The organism is Fusibacter sp. A1 (genome assembly GCF_004125825.1).
GTDB lineage: Bacteria > Bacillota > Clostridia > Peptostreptococcales > Acidaminobacteraceae > QQWI01.
In genome coordinates this window covers 339,885-360,111 of sequence record NZ_QQWI01000005.1, presented here as the reverse complement: position 1 = coordinate 360,111, position 20,227 = coordinate 339,885, and the positions used below count along the sequence as shown (strand labels likewise).

The window sequence follows — 20,227 nt, the reverse complement described above, 5'->3', positions numbered from 1 at the left end:
GGAGGTTTAAATGAGCAAGAACGTAAGATTGGTTGTGTTGTTATTATGCCTACTATCGGTAGTGACATCCTATTTATCATTCAGTCTGTATCAGGACTCACGACTGTACAAACAGACAAGCACCGAGCTAAAGCAAAGGATCCTTGAACTTGAAGAGAGCCTGAACAAGGTAGAGGCTGAGAACCTATCAGAAAAGTCAGCGCATCGTTACAGTGACGGCTATCTGGCTTACACAAACGATATACTAGATATGCATAATGGAACAAAATATATTAAGTTGAAGCATGACAACAGTTGTGTCATATGGAAGACTACAAGGTCAGAAAAACCTCTTGAGGTGTTCAGCAAGAGGAATGATAATTTTTTCGATTTTAGCGTAAACAAAAACGAGTCAGTAATGGTTGTTGTCTTTGATCAAGAAATCTATGTCGTCGACTTGACATCAAGTGACTTTGATTATGACAAATACGATACGACACAGTTCAATATCGAATCCTTTGGAAGTTATTCTGATTTTTATGTCAATGATGAGGGCGGTAGGCTTACCTGCGTACCCGATCGGCACCCGATGAACGTATACCAATGGGATAAGGTGGCGATTTTAGATATTGAGGAACAAAGTATCAGTTTGATAAGCATACCTGATCAGTTTGGATCTGAAGTTGTGTTTAATGCAGAATCCAACTGGATAGTCTATTCGAGTTATCCTCAGTTCAGTGATGTTGATGACTACGAGCACTTTTTAAAGCAACCTTATACAATCAATCTTTATGCCTGGAATTTGATCACTAATAGGCTATTGATGGTTGATCGTCACTATGGAATGAAATTTGAACCTGTGATTTATAGTGAAAATCAACTGAGCTTCAGAAGCGGTAACAAAATCAGAAGAGTTACATTGAATGAGGACCTACAGGTGGTGGGTATGGATAGCGGTAATTATCTATCACTTGGCAAGTACTTTGATGACATCTCAAATGTAGAAATCGGACTGGGAATGACCGTAAGGGAATTGGAAGAGGCTTTGAATGTAGAACATGATCAAGTATCGTTTGATTTCTTTTGGGGAGCCCACTACGGTATCATCGGTTCATTCTCATTCCTTTCGGAGTTCAATCGTGAAATAGATGAGCAGGATTCGATAATTATCACCTTGTTCTATCGGGGAGATGAACCGCTGTTCGGCGTTCGAAAGGGAATGAAACTTGGTGAAGTGGAAGCTGTTTTAGGAAAACCTATGAAGCTATCAATTCTTGAATATGATGAGCTATATCAAGGCTATAAAGCGGAATACCTGATTGGTGATTTTGATATCTTACTATTGCTGGATGATTCCTTTGCAGTGATAAGTTATGTCATATCTGATATCAAGGGCCACCAGACCTATCCTGACTGGGAACTGCCTGCTCAACATACTACGTGGAACAACGATATGGTGATAGGTGTTGATGAAGAGGTAACCTTAAAAGGTAAAACTAACAGCCTTGAACACGTAAAAAACGCTACAAACGATTTTGCAGCGACAGCGGGCGATGAAGCTGGACTTTATCAGCTGATTGACAGAGATTACAGTTTGATAGCACAAGGTGAATTCAATCAATTAGAGCAGATAAGAAATACTCTTTTTTATAATCGATATGACGACGAGTCAGGTTTTTATCAATATGATATCGATCAGCAAAGCTTCAAAAGAATGTCTTCTGAGCACTTCCGTCTACTATATGAAGACGAACAGGAAGTTCAAGGATTACTACTTCATTTGGATTCAGGCAGGTTGTATTCCATTGATTTAAAAAGCGGAGTGATCACGAGAGTCAGCGACTTGAATTATTTGGACTACTTTAGTTTTAGACACGATGCATCGCTTAGCTTCTTTAGCCCTTACTAGAAACGACCTCTTGGAGTTAATCCAAGAGGTCGTTTCATTAGTAAGCTATGTGATCCTTTTTAAAGCTCGATATAAGCCCATTTTCTACTTTTAAAGCGCTTAAGCATGATGAAGCTAAAGAGCAAAAATGATAGAATTTCTGCGTACCAAAGACCGACTACGCCTGTTTTTAAGACCATGACGCAAAGGTAGGTGCCTGGTATGAAGATCAGCCATAGCCTCATCGAGGTCAAACGCATCACGATACTTGTATCTCCAGCACCTCTTAACGCGCCTGACATGGCAATATTGAAGTTTAGAAGCGGTTGGTTGAACGCGAAGACCATCATTACGACTATGCCCATTTGAATGATCACCTGGTCTGGTGTGAACAGGCCCAAGATGCTCTTTGGGAAGACGAAGAAGATGATGCCGATGATAACACCCCACATCACGCTAATGTAACCGGAGAGTAGTCCGATCTCATACGCTTTGTCTGGGTCTTTTTCGCCTAAAGATTGACCGACAAGTGTGGCTGCTGCGATGGAAATACCGACCGCGGGCATAAAACTAGTCGATTCGATATTTAATAAAATTCTAAAAAGCGCTTCTGAATCTGTGCTTAATGTGGTGATGATGATGCCAAGGACTAAAAATGCCGTTTGCATCAGAAACTGTTCTACCGCTCCTGGGTATGAAATCTTCCATAGTGGTTTTAAGATGCTGCGATTTAGATGAATGTTTTTTAGTGACAAACTCAGTTTATGTCTGCCGCCGAAAATGATGAAAACATAAATCGAAAAACTCATGATCCTTGCGATCGTCGTGGCAAGCGCCGCACCTGCGATGCCCATTTCAGGAAACACAGACCATCCTGCGATGAGCACGTAGTTTAAAATGATGTTGGTGACAACCGCAAAGCCCGTAATGTACATTGGTGTTTTCGTATCTCCCACACCTCTTGAGATGGACGCGAAGGCAAAGGACAAGAACTGAAAGAGCATGCCGGCGACGACAATGTCATAGTAGATATGCAGATGCGATGTAACTAGTGGTTCGATCTGATAGGGCATAAAAAGAATTGGTTTCAATAAAAACGCCAAAAGTGCCACTGCTATACCAATGATAAGATTAAGCGCTAAATTTGTTTGTGCCACATCCTTTGCCTTTGGCATGTTCTTTTCGCCAAAACTCCTTGAAATCATGGCGATTGCTCCTGTGTTGAAAGAGGAAAACACAAAGATCATGGTAAACATGATGGAGTTTGCTATTCCTACGGCTGATAATGCCTGCTTGTCGATCAACTGACCAACCATGATGGTATCGGCGACCATCAACATCGTATTTAGACTCATTTCTATAATCGCAGGTGCTGCGATGATTAAAATGCTTTTTAATAAAATGATTCGTGCTTTATTCATAAACGCCTCCGTTGCATTTTCACAAATATACTCTAATATACTCTAAACCAATAAGTAAAATAAAACAACATAATATTTCGTGATACGTAATTTATAAACATAGGAAAGTGATGAAAGATTAATCAAGTGAAATATTATTGGTGGATCAGATGAGTTATGTTACAATATTTGTAATTAATCAAAGGAGGAAATACTATGAAAGCTAAGTTTACAAAACATTGACGTTGACCCTATGTAGCTAGACCGCCGCCTATCTTATCTGTTTGCTGTAATTTTCAATCAATCGGATAATTAGGAGGGAACTATGTTATATCTTTTTAAAACAGCATGGATTTATGCGGAAAAAGAACGTTGGAAGATTGTTCTTTTATACTTTTTACACAGCTTGTCTTTTGCAGGGGTTCTTTTTCAGCCCTATTCATTTGGTAAAGCGATCAACTTGCTGCAAGTAAATGGAATTGGAAATATTCGACCAACGCTATTTTGGCTGTCCATGTATCTGGTAGGATTTCTGGCTTTTCAAGTTTTTCATCATACTGCAAGATATTTTGAATTAACCGTGGCATATACGATGCAAAAGAACTTTGTAGATGACATGTATGGTAGAGTGTATTCCTTGCCAATACAATGGCATACCAACAATCATTCTGGAGAGCTTGTCAATCGAATCAATACTGCCAGCTTTTCACTTAGGGATTATGGGTTCATGCAGCACGAAATGCTTGGAAATCTTTTATTATCGGTCGGACCGGTGTTCATACTCATCAACTACTCGTGGAAGTATTCGATGATATGTATCGGTTTGACTCTGGTCAACTTAGTTGTAGTTACCAAAATGAATTTGCTTATTCAACCGATACTACACAGTATCAACGAAGAGACTCATGCTTATACTGCTAAGTTGTTCGATTTTATCGTCAACATTCGTACTGTGATCAACCTGCATTTAAAAGAGGAGACCAATGAGGTTCTGAATCACAAGTTCAATCATTATGTTCACGAAAGAATGCGGGAATTCAAAATAAACCAACCGCGCTGCTTCATAAGCGCATCCGGGACTTTCATAACAGAACTTGTTCTCATTTTGTTTTTCTTGTGGTCGGCTAGCGAAGCGGGTGGAGTGATCATCATTGGATCGCTGATCGCCATTGTCAATTACTTTAAAACCATGAGCACATCATTTTTTGACATTACAAATACCTTCTACGATACGATGGATTGGAAAACTTCACTACAATCAGTTTCGCAGATTGTCACAACTTCCGACGAATTAACTGCTAAGAGCGTTTCAGTAGAAGTAGAGTCATGGGAGCACATTGCAAATAGGAATCTTCACTTCAGCTATGATAATCAGGAGAGTACGCTTCGCAACATCAACCTGGATCTCCGTACTGGAAGTAAAGTGGCGATAATCGGAAGTAGCGGATCTGGAAAAAGCACGCTGATTCATTTGCTTGCAGGGTTTCATACTCCAAGTAATGGAGACCTTATCATTGACGGCATCAAAATCAATGACTTTCACTGCATCAATCAAATGAGTCTGCTGGCGCCTCAGGATATCGAAATTTTTGAAAATACAATTCGGTATAATATCACATTCGGTATGGACTACGATGAGAAGTATATGGAAAAAATACTCGTCATATCAAGATTTTCAGAAGTGTTGAAAGGATTCCCAAAGGGACTTGATACCGATATCAGGGAGAAAGGCGTCAATTTGTCTGGTGGTTAAAAACAACGCTTAGCACTTGCAAGAGCCTTGTTCTTTGCCAGGCATAAATCAATGCTCTTGCTTGACGAGATCAGCAGCAGTGTCGATGCGTTGAATGAAAAAATGATCTTCAGTCAGATTCTCAATGAGTTCAAGGATCGTACGATCATCACGCCGATTCATCAACTGCACCTACTTGAAATGTTTGATCTGATTATCGTAATGGATCAAGGGCAAATCGTTGAATCAGGCACGCTTGATGAGCTTCATGCGAATGATAGGCACTTCAGTAAGATGTGGAAGACGTATTTATCTGGACTAAATGATCAAATGCAAGTAATCTGAAAAAATCAGGCTGCTAAACTGCAGCCTGGTTTTATTTTTATGCGTTTGGTGTCGAAGGACCATAAAAAGAAGTGTAACCGGTCACTAGGTGGGTATGGAATCCAGTAAAGAATGGAGGCTCCTATGAAAGTGATTGATTGGTTGATGCAAGGCGATCCGGTGATACGTAGACTGACTTCTACCTATTTGCTAGAGGTGGAACTTCCCTCTACAGAAGATGGTTACATCAAGAAATACATCGATCTTTTTGACGATGACTCGGGATTATGGGGAAAGGGCATATACAGCCCCAAATGGATCTCAACCCACTATACGATGCGGGAACTGAAGTATATGGAAATCGATTTTCAGCACCCCTATTATCAAAAGGCGATGGTGAAGCTAGTGGATCAGTTGTGGCGTTCACAAGACTACAAGTCCATGTGGAAGCGGCCTGATCTTTGTGTGGTTGCTATGGTGCTGAGTCTGGCAGCTTATGGAAGATTCACTGAGGTACGGACTCACGAAATGGTCGATGAACTCTTAGATCACCAGATGGAGGATGGGGGTTGGAACTGCGAGTGGAATTATAAGAAGCACCTTTCCACAAGGGGATCCATCCATACGACCTTGACAGTACTTGAGGCCTTTAGAGACTATGGAACATGGGGTGACGGATACAGGTCGGAGGAAATGCAGGAAAAATCATACGAAGGCGAGGAATACCTGCTTGAAAGAAGGCTATTCCATACGGTAAGTACTGGAGAAGTCATCAAGAAGGATTTTCTGAGGGCACATTACCCGCCAAGATGGAAGTACGACTATCTACGCGCGCTCGAATATTTCGCATCGGTGAAGAGGCATTATGATGAACGCATGAAAGAGGGGCTTGATCTGATCAAAAAGAACATGCGAAAAGGCTTTATGCCAAAAGGCTCTCAATATGGGGGAGAACTGCACTTTAGGCTTGAAGATTCAAGGGCAGGCAGGTTCAATACACTTAGGGCGCTCAAGGTTTTAAAGCGATACGATAAAAAGGAATACCAAAGGATCATAGAAACCGATTTTGAAAGTCTATGACGATAGTTGTGACTTGGGTTGCTAAGGGCTTGTCTAGACGATAATCATGAATAACCATGTACAGCAAGGAACAGACTAGTAAAGTAGTCTGTTTTTTCTTGCTTGTAGCGCGTGTGTCCTTCAGGACTCGTAAGGACCAACAACCTTAAATTAACCTTAAATCGCAGGTGGAATCCTTATATAATCCGGTGATTTGTGTATACTTAGGAAGTAATGCTAAAGCCTGATACTCTAGGCCTAGTCGTTACCTGTTCTTACGATGATTGTACGATGGAGGTGATTGTTACGGAATTAATAAGATTTGCTTTTACAGGAATAAATGTCATACCTACCGCACTGCTGATTTTGATGCAGCTATATTGGTTGGTGGCTATCACAGGCTTTCTGGATTTTGATTTGTTTGATGTCGATCTCGATGTGGAAGGTGCTGATGCGTCAGGACCGCTTAGCGGTATCGCGGTGCTTGTTAACAGCGGTGATATCCCATTCGCCCTGGTACTCAGTATGATTTTTCTGAACTTCTGGATATCAAGCATGCTCTTGTATGTCCTTCCGATTCAAGCGGGCGGTCTGATCAGCGCGGTGCTTTTGATACCGGCATTTTTTTTGAGCCTTTACATAACGAAACTTGAGCTTATTCCGATAAGAAAGCTTTTTTTTGAAAGGAAAAATGAGGAAGACATTGCCCATAGGGTGCTTTACAAAAGATGCACTTTGAAAAGCGATGTGGAATATGGACGGCTCGGACAGGCAGAGATCATGCAGGACGGAGTATCGATTGTCATTAATGTCACCACAGCCGACAAACATCTTGTTTATAAAAAAGGTGAGACCGTATTTGTATTTAGCAAGGATAAGGTGGACGATGTGTACTTTATCACCACACCACTGATGAACGATGGCAACACTATTTAACTTATGGAGGAATACTATATGAATGTTTTATTACAAGGAACCCTTGTCACGGTAGGAGCATCAATCGTCATTGTGGTTGGACTACTGGCCTTATTTGCCAGTTTCTATCACAAGGTGGAGCAGTCGAAGGTAATCATTAGAAACGGTATCGGCAATCAGGTTGTCTGCTTTGGCGGCATCATGGTAGTACCCATCATCCACCGCAAAGAGGAGATGGATATTTCGATCAAACGTGTCGAAATCGCTAGAGAAGGCAAGGACGGCTTGATCTGTAAAGACAACTTAAGGGCGGATATCCGTGTCGCATTCTTCGTTCGTGTCAATCAGACGACAGATGACGTTTTAAAAGTCGCACAGCTGCTGGGTTGTCAAAAAGCATCCGATCCGGAAACCCTAATGGCCTTCTTTGATGCAAAATTCTCTGAAGCGCTTAAGACTGTAGGCAAAAAGTTTGATTTTGTTCAGTTATATACGGACCGTGAGACTTTTAAGAGTGAAATCCTGCAGATCATCGGCACGGACTTAAACGGTTATGTGTTGGATGATGCCGCGATCGATTATCTGGAGCAAACCGACATTCGCTTGTTGAATCCTGACAACATTTTGGATTCTGAGGGGATCAAGAAGATCACAGAACTGACTTCAACTCAAAGAATATTGGCCAACGAGATTGAAAGAGAACGCGAAAAGACAATCAAGCGACAAGACGTATCGGCAAGAGAAGCTATTTTAGAACTTGAAAAGCAAAACGCCGAAGCCGAAGCCAAACAGCTTAGAGAGATTTCGATCATCAATTCACGTGAAATCGCCGAAGCTGAAAAGGTCGCTCAAGAAGAACGCTATAAGTCTGAGCTTGCCAGAGTGAAGACAGAAGAAGAGATTGGTGTAGCCGAGGAGAACAAGCAAAGACAGATCATCATTGCGGCAAAGTCCAAGGAAAGCACAGAAGCCATCGAAACTGAACGTGTAGAAAGAAAAAGACTGCTTGAGAGAACTGAAAAGGAAAAGCTTGTCGAGCTTGCTATCATCGATAAGGAAAAGCTAGTAGAAGTTGAGAAGAAGAATATACAGACGGTAATTAGAGAAAGAGTGACTGTCGAAAAAGATACCGTGGTGGAAGAAGAAAAAATCAAAGACACGCGTGCGCTTGCGGATGCAAACCGTACAAAAAATGTAGCGCTCAGAAAAGCAGAAGAAGAGGCGGAAACAAAGCAAATTCTTGTTGTTAAAGGTGCGGAAGCCGCCAAGATGGCTGCTGAAAAAGAAGCCGAAAAGACAATTATCGACGCAGATGCAAATCTGAAAGCCGCTCATAAAGAAGCGGAAGCGATCAAGGTGATTGTTGATGCCAGAGTGCTGGAAGGTTCTGTCGAAGGTATTGCCGCATCGAAAGTGATTGAAGCGAAAGCACTTGCAGAAGCCAAAGGCGAAACCGCCAAAGTAGAAGTAAAAGAGAAAGACGGTACTGTCGAAGCTGCAAACCTTAAGAGAATGTACCTTTCAGAAGCTGAAGGTATCAAGGAAAAGGCCAATAGCATGAAATTACTTGATGCTGTAGGCAGAGATCATGAAGAGTTCAAACTCAAGCTTGATAAGGAAAAACAGATCGAACTTGCTCAAATCACCATTCAAAAGGATATTGCAGATGCTCAAGCGTCTGTTATCAGAGAAGCGCTTAAATCAGCTAAGATCGATATTGTCGGTGGAGAAACGATGTTCTTTGACAAAATTATCGGTTCGATCGCGCAAGGTAAGGCGGTTGACCGTGTTGTAAACAACAGTGAAGTGCTAAAGGATATCAAAGAGACCCTCATCACAGGAGACGCGGACTACTTCCAGCAGCAGCTTAAAACGATGGTAGGAAGATTCAACTTATCTTCTCAAGACCTGATGAACATCACCATTTCGGGTGCTATAGGAAAAATGATGAAGACTGCAGAAGGAAACGACCATGCGATGTTGACTAAGCTACTTGATACTGTAAACAAGGCGGGTGTTGCAAATCTACCAGCCAATCTAATTGAAAATGTAATTGGAGCATAATATGGATTCAGGGACTTATGAGGTAATTAAGAGTCGTCTGGAAAAACAAGGTGTCGACTTAAAAACAAGAGCGGAGAAATTGAATGCTACTAGAAAAGATGTTTTTGGGTCCGTTGATACAAAACTACTTGCCAGTGAGAGGATTCTTACAGAGAACAACTGCATCCCTCGTGATATGGCACCTGTGGACGATTGCTTCCTTTTTGGATACAACGTTCATATCGGCTTGAAGCAAAAGGTTGAACTTGAGGATGTTTTCTCAATTTACAAGTATGGTGAAGAGGGATTCATAAAGGAATCCCTCGAACTGATCAACGATGACCTTTTCAAAAAGGATTTTGATGATCTGTATCAGTACTACAAGAACACCTTCTTTGCCAAGTTCACAATCTCTGAACCTTACTTTTACATGGTCTTTCAGACCGGAAAAGCTGCGACGGATATTAAAGTGTTCAAGTGGCTGATCGAAGGTCGTCGTTTGATTTATGTCGATAACAGAAGCGAGCACGAAGTAAAGTTCAACCTAGGCAATGATTTCGACTTTCAGAGGGCGACAAGAGACCAGCAAAGAACAGGTATCCACCCCCATGTTTCCATTCTGGATAAGGTATTTGTCGAAACTATAGGTGGAGACCTTACGATTAAGGTTGAGGACAATACCGAAACGGGAAAAGGTATCTATTCTGAGGTTGTTGAGGATAAGGACCAAAACCTTGACGATGCCGAGATCTACTATGTGGACTTGGATCAGCTGATCCTGCTTAAGATTCTTCCCTATAAGGAAAAAGCCTACCGTTACTTTGTCTTCAACAACAAGTTGAAGAATGTGGTTCGAGTTGATTCAATGGAACATACGTGCAAGCTTTTGCCAGGAGGACATGGCTTGATCTTTCCTCAAGGGTATTACTTGAGAAGTGGGGAATATAAGCTCTTTGACGTGCCCCTAGAAAATGCGGTGTTTGATCAGATTATCAGTTCTACAAACGGCGAGGACTATCAGTATATCTTTTATAATATGGATAGCGGTACCTATCTGATGTACTCGTATAATATGATTGAGCAGACAATAGAAATGCCTATCGTCTGTAGTGGCTATTCACATTTTAATAGTGGTGAGATGATCGTATTCAGACATGAGAATGAACCCAGAAAAAACCATTCACTTCAAGTATGGCAGACACCTTATGTCGGCAAGAATCATGTTGCTCAGGGGAATAGGGATTCGGTACTCTACAAGATAGGCAATAAGGATGTCGTTGACTGTATAGCGGCCTGCAGAGGTGTCGGAAAACTTGTACAAAAGGGGGACAGCTATCAAAGCGTGTACCTTGATATTGTAAAGGAAACTCAAAACATTTTGGATTCCTACTTTTGGGTGGATAAGGATGAGGCTTTCAATCTTGCTCAGGTGCTTAAGGAGATCAAAGAGACATCCACTTTTGCAATTGGAGAATTCGAAAAAGTCATTCGAATGAAGGAAGTAGCAAAGAAGCAAATCGAACTAGTTGGAAAGACAACGGAGGAGCTGCTTAAAAAGATTGAATATGGAACCTTTGAGAACATCAATGAATACGTCGATGTACTTGGCGAAATCAGAAACATACGCGGTGAAATAGTCTCGTTGAGAGATCTGATGTATACAGACCTTGACGTGGTTCAGAAATTAGAGGATCGCGTCAAAGAAAAAAATGACGCATTTTCTGAAAAATGTGTCGCGTTCATCGTAAGCCCAGACGGCCTGAAGCCGTATGAGATGGTTGTAGATGAGTTGCATAGTTCGATCGAATCGGTCGAAAAGTCGCTAGAGGGAAATGAACTTGCTGTAAAAATGGACAAGACGTCCACCGATTTAGAGTTGTTGATGGAAATAGTAAGCAATTTTAAAATCGAAGACCCGACAGTGACAACAGAACTTATCGAAAAGATTTCTGCTCTCTTCTCCTTGATGAATAATGCGAAAGCCAAACTGAAAGTCAGAATCGAAACCTTCACAAAAACCGAGATGACGATTCAGTTTAACGCTCAAATGAAGCTGCTTGGTCAGGCTGTTTTGAACTATCTTGAAATAGCTGATACAGAAGACAAGTGTGACAATTACCTGAATAAGGTGATGGTACAGCTTCAGGAGCTTGAAGGTAAGTTTTCTGAGTTTGAAGAGTATCTTATAAAGCTTGATGAAAAAAGAGAAGAGATCTACAGCGCATTCGAATCGAGAAAGCAGACGCTACTAGATAAGCTTAATAAGCGGTTGGTCGCACTTTTCGATTCTTCACAGCGTATCATCGGTGGTATTCAAAATCGTTTGATGGGCCTTGATACGATTGAAATGATCAACGGTTATCTTGCATCTGATATCATGGCCGAAAAAGTCAGAGATATCATTTCTGAACTAAGGTCACTTGGAGACAGCGTCAAAGCGGATGAAGTAAGTGCCAAGCTCAAATCACTCAAAGAAAATGCCATACGTCAGTTGAAAGACAAGCAAGACCTCTACCTGAATGGACAGGATGTCATCAAATTTGGCAACCATCATTTTTCTGTGAACAGAAAGGCGATTGACCTATCCATTGTTCAAAAGGATAATCAGCTTTACTACCACATCACAGGAACTGATTTTTGGGATAGGGTGGTCCACCGTGAATTGAGCGGGTATCAGCATGTATTTGAACAGACACTCGTTTCTGAAAATGCTGATGTCTATAGGGGAGAGTATCTGGCATATACTGCTTTTGAAGCATCAAGGAATCTACAAATTGAAAGTTTACAGACGTTATACGATATGTCGGATTCACAACTTTTAGACCGTGTCAGGACGTTTATGGAGACAAGGTATCAGGAAGGGTATACAAAAGGGGTGCATGATGAGGATGCGACAAAGATATTAAGCGCGCTACTTCATCTTCATCACCATATCAACCTGTTGACTTATCAAAGCGATGTAAGATCAATGGCGAGGTTATTCTGGAGTCGTCTTGTAGATGAGCAGACGAAGACGTTGTTAAGTACGCGGTTGAATCACTTGACTAAAGTAGGCACATTTTTCAAATCAGCGCCAAGTCTGGATAACTATCTTCCCTTAGTTGTAGAAAACCTGGAAAAGGCGTTTGACACCCTTGGTTTTTATGACAAGGTGAGTATCGAAGCCTCATCGGAATACTTGTGCAAGGAGTTAATGCAAGGGACATCCTTTGTGATAAGTCTAGAAGCAAAACAAGTCTATGATGGATTTAAAGCGTTTATTAGAGATAATCATGCGCTGGAAAGCTTTGAAGCGTCTTTAAAGGCAAGTAAAGCCGATCTGGAAGGACAATTCTTCCTAGTTAAGGAATGGGTCTTGGCATACTGGAACGAGCAGACGGCTAGCCTTAAGACACCTATGGATATTGAGGCTGAGGATTGGCCAGGCATATTGAACGAAGTGGTCGTTCTGCTCCTTGAAGAAGATGTGAACATGAGCGGTGTCATACAAGTACCGACTAAAACGGTTATTGAAGGTCTTGTAGGCTCGCACGGCGTAATCGCAGATGGAACTTACGAACTTAGCTATACAAAGTTCATGTCAAAAATGCGTTTATTCAGCGAAGAAGTGGTAGATGATTATCTGAAGTTCAACGCACTTAAAAGTGAGTTGATCAAAAACTTCAAAGAGGTACTTCGTCTTGACGACTTTAAACCCAATGTGCTGACATCGTTTGTCAGAAATAGACTGATCGACAAGGTGTATCTACCCTTAGTAGGAGAGAATCTTGCTAAGCAAATGGGTGTAGTGGGTGATGATAAGCGAACGGATCTTATGGGATTACTACTTTTAGTATCGCCGCCTGGTTATGGTAAGACGACACTGATGGAATATATCGCCAGCAGATTAGGCATAATTCTTGTAAAGATCAATGGTCCTTCCCTTGGAAACGAAATCACTTCGCTTGATCCTGACAAGGCTTCACATTCGAGTGCCAAGGAAGAACTGAGAAAGTTGAATCTAGCGCTTAAAATGGGGAACAATGTGATGTTGTATCTTGATGATATTCAACACTGCGACCCTGAGTTCTTGCAAAAATTTATCTCCCTTTGCGACGGGCAGCGTAAGATTGAAGGTGTCTACAATGGAGTCGGTCAGACATACGATTTGAGAGGTAAGAAAATAGCGGTTGTCATGGCCGGTAATCCTTATACTGAAAGTGGCGCCAAGTTTAAAATACCGGATATGCTTGCCAATAGGGCTGATGTTTATAACCTAGGGGACATGCTACGTGAGAATGAGGAAGCCTTCAAGCTTAGTTACATTGAGAACAGCTTGACGTCTAACCCTGTCTTATCAAAGCTTTCAAGTCGAAGCCAGTCTGACTTATACGGTCTTGTGCAGATGGCAAACGGCGTCGATAGGGAGTCGATCACATTGGAAAGTAGTTATACGGCCGATGAACTTAATGAGTACACTCAAGTGATTACCAAGTTAAGTCATGTCAGAGACATTGTTTTAAGAGTCAATATGGAGTATATCCATTCTGCAGCTCAGTCTGACGAATACAGAAATGAGCCGCCGTTTAAGCTTCAAGGGTCTTACAGAAACATGAACAAGATCGCTCAACGCGTCGTATCTGTGATGAATGATACTGAGTTGACAGAACAAATCATAGCAAGCTATGAAAATGATTGCCAAACACTGACTACTGGAGCTGAATCCAACCTTCTGAAATGGAAAGAAATCACAGGCCATATGAATGAACATGAATCAGCCAGATATTCAGAGATCAAGCAAGTCTACCAAAAGAGTAAATTGGCTGGAAGTGATGATAAAATGGGTCAAGCGGTAGTTGTACTGAGCGATCTTCGAGATAGCTTATGTAAGATCAAAGACGTATTCGAAGTTGCTGTGAATGAAAGTTAAAAAGTAAAAGGTTATGAAAGCGGCGTCTCATAAAAAGTGACGTCGCTTTTGCTTATTCCTCTAATTGACTAGTGAGGGTAATGATTAAAAGAGCACGAGCAAGGTATACATATAACATAGGGAAATACTTCGTTGTAGTGGATAAGACAGTTAAGGAGGGGTACCTATGACAATAGAACTACATGTTGGTGAAGTAGACCGATCGATCGCAATCATGAAAGAAGTCGCTCACTGGGGAAAAAATATCGGCAGAAATATATGGAACGAACAAGAGTTGAATCGTGAAAATTTATTGAACTATTATTCTGAAGATGAGTTTTACTTGATCACGGTCGATGGCGAAGATGCAGCTGCGATGATCATGCAGTGGGAAGATCATCAGTTTTGGCCGGAATTTGATAAAAATGATGCAGGTTATCTACACCATATGAGCGTGAGAAGAAGTTTTTCAGGTCAAGGCTTAACCGGACATCTGATCAATTATGCCGTGGATGAATGCAAAAAACGAAAAGTGGATAAGTTGCGTCTTGATACAGCGTGGGGAAACGTCTTTCTTAGAAGCATATATGAACACAACGGTTTTGAACTCTATGATAAGTTCATACTGGAAGACCACTATGAGTTTGCAAGATATGAAAAAAAAATATAGAAAAATTAGTGGTATTTCAACTTCGCAGCGTTGTATTATCTATATGCGTTGATTGTTGTTATTCCAAGTTTTGCATTGACGTTCAGAAGATTACACGATATCAACAAGTCGGCTTGGTGGATTCTCATTTCATGGATACCACTTATCGGACAAATCTGGTTCTTCATCTTAATGGTTACAGAAGGCACGCTTGGTGGGAATACCTTCGGTTCAGATCCGAAAGCGGCATAGACAGAGCTAGTAAAACTAAATGAATATCAAAAAGCACCTTGACCCAATCAAGGTGCTTTTATTATAGAAATTATAACCGGTTCTTATGACTACTTTTATCTACCACCAATCATGTGTTTGATATCTTTGATCAGTTCAGAAAAATTACTCATGGCTTTGCTTGTAAACGCCCGAAGTTCACGTGCTTTGAAAACTTCAATTTCCTTTGATAGCTTGTTGATTTTTGAGTTAAGGTCTGCAATTTCTTCTTCAAGTTTTTCACTTGTCTTATTGAGTAGGTTAAGGGAGCTGTCCATGAGTGCTGCTTCTTTTTCCATCACTTCAACAACAAGACCTTCTATTTTTACAGTCATTTGTCTACGCTTGTATTGATCTGCATAATCTAAGGAAACCATCAATCCAATAAGGAGGATGATCAAGACGATCGAAACATATTTGAATTTCATAGCAGCACCTCCTTATCCATACTACGGTTTATCCTTCAATCGCCAGCTCAACGGTTAATTACACTGGTTGCAATTATATTATTTTAACATTATATGCCCTTGTCTTGTCACCGTGCAAGCGATTGAAGCCGTTTGGTGACAATAGTCCCTAATAGTCAGGACAGAGTTCCCACTTCTTTCACTTTGAATACTTGTTGTTATCCACCCGATTTAAATGCTAGAATAGGATGACTGAACAAGGAGGCTATTTTGACATTATTTATTATTTGCTTGGCAGGATTTTTTGGTGCGCTCGTAGACGCTATCGTTGGAGGTGGCGGATTGATCACTATACCGGCACTTCTGGCTACAGGTATGCCAACTTATCTGGCACTTGGGACCAATAAGTTCGCATCTTCATTAGGTACGATCTCTTCTACAATCGAGTTTTTCAGAAGCGGTGAAGTGAATACTAGACTGATGAAGTATTTATTACCCTTTTCACTGATCGGGTCAGCCGTAGGAGTGTGGGTGGTACTTAGGGTGGATCCTGAGTTCCTTAGAATTCTTATTATCATACTCGTACTTGCTATCGGACTATATACACTGCTTCACAAAGAACTAGGACTTAAGAGCACGTTTGAGAACCTGACAAAAAGAACGATTTTACTTGGTATGTTTATGGCGCTTGGTATCGGATTCTACAATGGTTTTTTTGGTCCAGGTACAGGATCATTTCTGATCTTTGCTCTTATTGCGATCTATGGATTTGATTTTAAAAAAGCGTCTGCGAATGCCAAGATGTTAAATCTGACTGGAAACGCAACTGCGCTTATCCTTTTTCTAATCAACGGGGAAGTCATGTATGCCTATGGAATACCCATGGCCTTTTCGATGATGTTGGGTGGTCAGGTAGGAGCTAAACTCGCACTTAAAAAGGGCTCAAAGTTTATTAAACCGGTATTTGTTGTGGTATCTTTAATCTTAGTGGTGAAAATGGTTTTTGATCTTTTAAGTACTATGAATTTTGAGTATTCGCTACTTCATCTCTAATGTGATCGTTGATAGCCTTATTGTATTTTTAGCATGGATATTATACAATGAGAAAAAATATTGTAGTGCAACATAACAAACAAAGGTTATTTTAAATAGGGAAAGGAACATGAAAATGAGCAATGAACAAGATTTGTATTTTGGCAGCAATCTTTTAAACCCATTTACGAAATCGATTTCGCTTGAAACGATAAGAAGATCCGATGAGACTTTCTTCAAGATTGAGAATTTTAATCAGATGGATCCCTTTTTTATGTCTGTAGTCAGCGATGTAGACCACTGGATGTATATATCAAGCACGGGTGGTGTGACTTGCGGACGTAAGAATGCCGATTCAGCGCTGTTTCCATATTATACGGACGATAAGATACATGACAGCATTGAGACTTCTGGTTCTGATACCGTCTTGATCGTCGAAAAAGAAGAGAAACGGTTTTTGTGGAAGCCATTTTCTACTCAACATGCGGATGTCTATGTCATTTCGCGTAATCTCTACAAAAATGCGATAGGTAATAAAATCATCTTTGAAGAAATCAATCATGACTTGAATGTGAGCTTTAGCTATACATGGAAAAGTTCCGACACTTTCGGATTTGTAAAAGCATCTGAACTTATCAATCTTTCTGAATCAGTTATAAAGGTCAAGGTTTTAGATGGAATTAGAAATATACTTCCGTATGGTGTAGATACACTGATGCAAACCACAAAAAGCACGCTTGTCGACGGATACAAACGATGTGAACTACATGCGGATACAGGTCTTGGAATATACACATTAAGCTCAATCCTTTCTGATAAGGCTGAACCAAGTGAGTCGCTCAAAGCCACGACGGTTTGGTCAAAAGGCTTTGATAATCCGACTTATCTTTTATCAGAACAGCAGCTAGCTGTGTTTACAAAGGGGAATTCCATTGAAACGGAGTACGATGTCAAAGGGAGACGAGGCGCCTATTATGTTCATGATACCCTTGAACTAAGCGGCAACGAAAAAAGAGAATGGGTGATTGTTGCAGAGCTAAACCAAAGTGCCGCATCCGTAGAGAGCCTCATAAATTCGTTAAAAGTGAATCAAATGATAATTCAAGAGTTAAGTGCTGACGTTTTAAAGGGTGATAACAAGTTAAGAAGGCTCGTATTTGAAGCTGACGGCTTTCAGCATACTGCAAATGAGAAGGCGGGCTACCGTCATTTTTCGAACACCCTTTACAATATCATGAGAGGTGGTATTTACGCCGATGAATATAAAATCGATACAGATGATTTTAACGAGTTCATCGAAGGTTGGAACAAGTCGGTCTATGATATGCATCTTAACGTTTTAAAGCAGTTACCTGAGACGATTGAGTATCATGAGTTGTTGGCACTGGTAAAAGAACTTAACAGCCCAGATTTTGAACGACTGGTGTACGAATACTTACCGCTTACCTATAGCAGAAGACACGGAGACCCAAGTCGTCCGTGGAATAAATTCAATATTGATCTATTCAAGGATGATGGAAGTAAAAAACTTAAATTTGAAGGAAACTGGCGTGATATTTTTCAAAACTGGGAAGCGCTGTCTATTTCATACCCTGGGTATATTGAAAGTATCATCGCCAAATTTCTAAATGCTTCGACGGCGGATGGATACAATCCTTACAGAATCACAAAAGAAGGAATTGATTGGGAGGTGCACGATCCGCAAGATCCATGGTCCAATATAGGTTATTGGGGCGACCATCAGATCATCTACTTGCTTAAACTTTTGGAACTCTCCAATGATTATGATTCCAGCAAGTTAAAAGAGCTTCTTCATAAAAATGTTTTCGTCTATGCGAATGTGCCATATAGAATAAGAGATTTTAAATCTTTAGTCAAAGACCCAAGGAACAGCATCGACTTTGATGACGAGCTAGGAAGACGTATTGATGATAAAACAAAAGTAGTGGGATCAGACGGAAAACTGATATATCAGGGGGATGAGACTTATAAGGTGAACCTGATGGAAAAGCTACTGGTAACAATGTTGTCTAAATTTTCAAACTATGTACCGGAAGGTGGCATTTGGATGAATACGCAGCGACCTGAGTGGAATGATGCGAACAACGCTCTTGTCGGTAATGGGCTCTCTATGGTCACTTTAGGTTACTTACATCGGTTCTTGGCATATATGCGCGATCTTGTAGAAGGAATCACCGAACAGGAAATTGAAGTTTCTATAGAAGTACTTGACATGTTTAACGATACCTTGACTGTACTTGAAGAGAATAGGCAGTTACTAGGTCAGAACATTTCAAACGAGAATCGATTTGCAGTAGTCAAGTCACTTGGTGAGATCGGTCAGACGTATAGAAATTCGATCTACGACAATGGTTTTACAGGTATAAAAAAAGCATTGCCGACTGAATCGCTAAAGGCGTTTATTGAGGTTTCATCAGATCACTTAAAGGATTCAATCAATAAGAATAAACGTGAAGATGGTCTATATCACTCTTACAACCTGATTCACTTCGACGGTGATACGTGTTCTGTTTCTAATTTATATGAAATGCTAGAAGGTCAGGTCGCCGTGCTCAGTTCTAAGGCGCTTGACAGTAAAGAGGCTGTAAGCGTCTTAAAGGCACTAAGAAGCAGCAGTATTTACCGCGAGGATCAGAACAGCTATATGCTTTATCCAAACCGCGAGCTACCAAAATTTTTAGAAAAGAATATCGTGCCAGCAGCTGAGGTGATGTCTTCAGTAGTACTTAAAACCGAAATCGACGCTGGACGGACAAGATTTATTGAAAAAGATATTCATGGAAACTATCATTTTAATGGACAATTCAGAAACAGCGATGAGTTGGTTGAAGCGATTGAAAGATCAAATGATTATGAGGTTTCGGATATAGAAGCGGTTGGAGAAATCTTTACTAGACTGTTCAACCATCACGCATTCACAGGACGTTCGGGCACTTTTTACAAGTATGAAGGCCTTGGATGCATCTACTGGCATATGGTTTCCAAATTAGCCTTGATCACTCAGGAAAACTTTTTTGACGCGTACACAACGAGTGGAATGAGTCATGAGACAAAAGAGCTAATGCATTATTATGAAGACATAAAAGCGGGAATCGGACTAGAGAAGTCGCCGGAAGACTATGGTGCGTTCCCAACAGATCCTTATTCTCACACTCCAGGTTTTGCAGGAGTGCAGCAACCAGGAATGACTGGGCAGGTTAAGGAAGATTTCATCGCACGGTTCGGAGAACTAGGCGTCAAGGTTAAAAGCGGTTGTCTTATTTTTGATCCAGTACTACTTCCTAAGTCTGAGTTTCTTAAAGATGCGAGCCTATGGACTCTACCTTCAAAAGGTGACAAGACGCAAAAAACGGCAATACAACTTGAGCCTGGTTCCTTAGCCTTTACGTTCTGTGCGGTTCCGGTTGTTTACAAGTTTGCTCTTGAGCGCAAGATTACAGTCTATTACAACGATGGAACATCAGGTGAGTTCGAAGCTACCAACATGCTTAATAAGTCAATCAGTCAACGAATTTTCATGCGCAATCATCAGATTGATAGAATTGAAGTTAGTGTTGATAGCAGCAAACTGAAGTAGTAGTAAGTGACTTTCTTCTTGATGCAGCTTATCAGGATTAAAT

13 protein-coding genes are annotated in these 20,227 nt (G+C 40.9%); 11 read left to right on the top strand and 2 right to left on the bottom strand.

What is annotated here, in order from left to right:
- The first annotated feature begins 10 nt into the window (after positions 1 to 10).
- The gene (locus tag DWB64_RS09310; RefSeq protein WP_129487952.1) at positions 11 to 1,888 is read left to right on the top strand and encodes a hypothetical protein; all 1,878 of its coding nucleotides are present in this window, start codon (positions 11 to 13) and stop codon (positions 1,886 to 1,888) included.
- Between the two features lie 59 nt (positions 1,889 to 1,947).
- Here the strand turns inward: DWB64_RS09310 and DWB64_RS09305 are convergent, their stop codons facing one another.
- The gene (locus DWB64_RS09305) at positions 1,948 to 3,288 is read right to left on the bottom strand and encodes an MATE family efflux transporter (protein ID WP_129487951.1); all 1,341 of its coding nucleotides are present in this window, start codon (positions 3,286 to 3,288) and stop codon (positions 1,948 to 1,950) included.
- 304 nt (positions 3,289 to 3,592) lie between these two features.
- Between DWB64_RS09305 and DWB64_RS09300 the strand changes: the two genes are divergently transcribed.
- The 8 genes from DWB64_RS09300 to DWB64_RS19635 all read left to right on the top strand — a co-directional run bounded on the left by DWB64_RS09300 (position 3,593) and on the right by DWB64_RS19635 (position 15,129).
- On the top strand, positions 3,593 to 5,020 hold the full coding sequence (locus tag DWB64_RS09300; RefSeq protein WP_129487950.1) for an ABC transporter ATP-binding protein: 1,428 nt from the start codon (positions 3,593 to 3,595) through the stop codon (positions 5,018 to 5,020).
- A 51-nt stretch (positions 5,021 to 5,071) separates the two neighbouring features.
- A complete protein-coding gene (locus DWB64_RS09295) occupies positions 5,072 to 5,344 on the top strand; it encodes an ABC transporter ATP-binding protein/permease (protein WP_129487949.1) in 273 nt (90 codons plus the stop codon).
- Positions 5,345 to 5,467: 123 nt separating this feature from the next.
- Complete coding sequence (locus tag DWB64_RS09290) at positions 5,468 to 6,403, top strand: hypothetical protein (protein ID WP_129487948.1); 936 nt, start codon at positions 5,468 to 5,470, stop codon at positions 6,401 to 6,403.
- Positions 6,404 to 6,673: 270 nt separating this feature from the next.
- Positions 6,674 to 7,318, top strand: a complete 645-nt coding sequence (locus DWB64_RS09285) for a hypothetical protein (protein WP_129487947.1) — start codon at positions 6,674 to 6,676, stop codon at positions 7,316 to 7,318.
- An 18-nt stretch (positions 7,319 to 7,336) separates the two neighbouring features.
- Positions 7,337 to 9,361, top strand: coding sequence for a flotillin family protein (locus DWB64_RS09280; protein ID WP_129487946.1), 2,025 nt, complete (start codon positions 7,337 to 7,339; stop codon positions 9,359 to 9,361).
- A gap of 1 nt (position 9,362) precedes the next feature.
- Positions 9,363 to 14,249, top strand: coding sequence for a DNA repair ATPase (locus DWB64_RS09275; protein WP_129487945.1), 4,887 nt, complete (start codon positions 9,363 to 9,365; stop codon positions 14,247 to 14,249).
- 166 nt (positions 14,250 to 14,415) lie between these two features.
- The gene (locus DWB64_RS09270) at positions 14,416 to 14,898 is read left to right on the top strand and encodes a GNAT family N-acetyltransferase (RefSeq protein WP_129487944.1); all 483 of its coding nucleotides are present in this window, start codon (positions 14,416 to 14,418) and stop codon (positions 14,896 to 14,898) included.
- Between the two features lie 30 nt (positions 14,899 to 14,928).
- Positions 14,929 to 15,129, top strand: a complete 201-nt coding sequence (locus DWB64_RS19635) for a DUF805 domain-containing protein (protein WP_129487943.1) — start codon at positions 14,929 to 14,931, stop codon at positions 15,127 to 15,129.
- A gap of 95 nt (positions 15,130 to 15,224) precedes the next feature.
- On the opposite strand, the gene DWB64_RS09260 is transcribed toward DWB64_RS19635, so the two are convergent.
- Positions 15,225 to 15,575 (bottom strand): hypothetical protein, encoded by a 351-nt coding sequence (locus tag DWB64_RS09260; RefSeq protein WP_129487942.1) that lies wholly within the window; start codon positions 15,573 to 15,575, stop codon positions 15,225 to 15,227.
- Positions 15,576 to 15,824: 249 nt separating this feature from the next.
- Here DWB64_RS09260 and DWB64_RS09255 point away from each other — a divergent pair, with 249 nt between their 5' ends.
- Together DWB64_RS09255 and DWB64_RS09250 are read left to right on the top strand one after the other, a co-directional pair.
- On the top strand, positions 15,825 to 16,607 hold the full coding sequence (locus DWB64_RS09255) for a TSUP family transporter (protein WP_243201568.1): 783 nt from the start codon (positions 15,825 to 15,827) through the stop codon (positions 16,605 to 16,607).
- Between the two features lie 115 nt (positions 16,608 to 16,722).
- Positions 16,723 to 20,184 (top strand): hypothetical protein, encoded by a 3,462-nt coding sequence (locus DWB64_RS09250; protein WP_129487940.1) that lies wholly within the window; start codon positions 16,723 to 16,725, stop codon positions 20,182 to 20,184.
- Positions 20,185 to 20,227 lie beyond the last annotated feature (43 nt).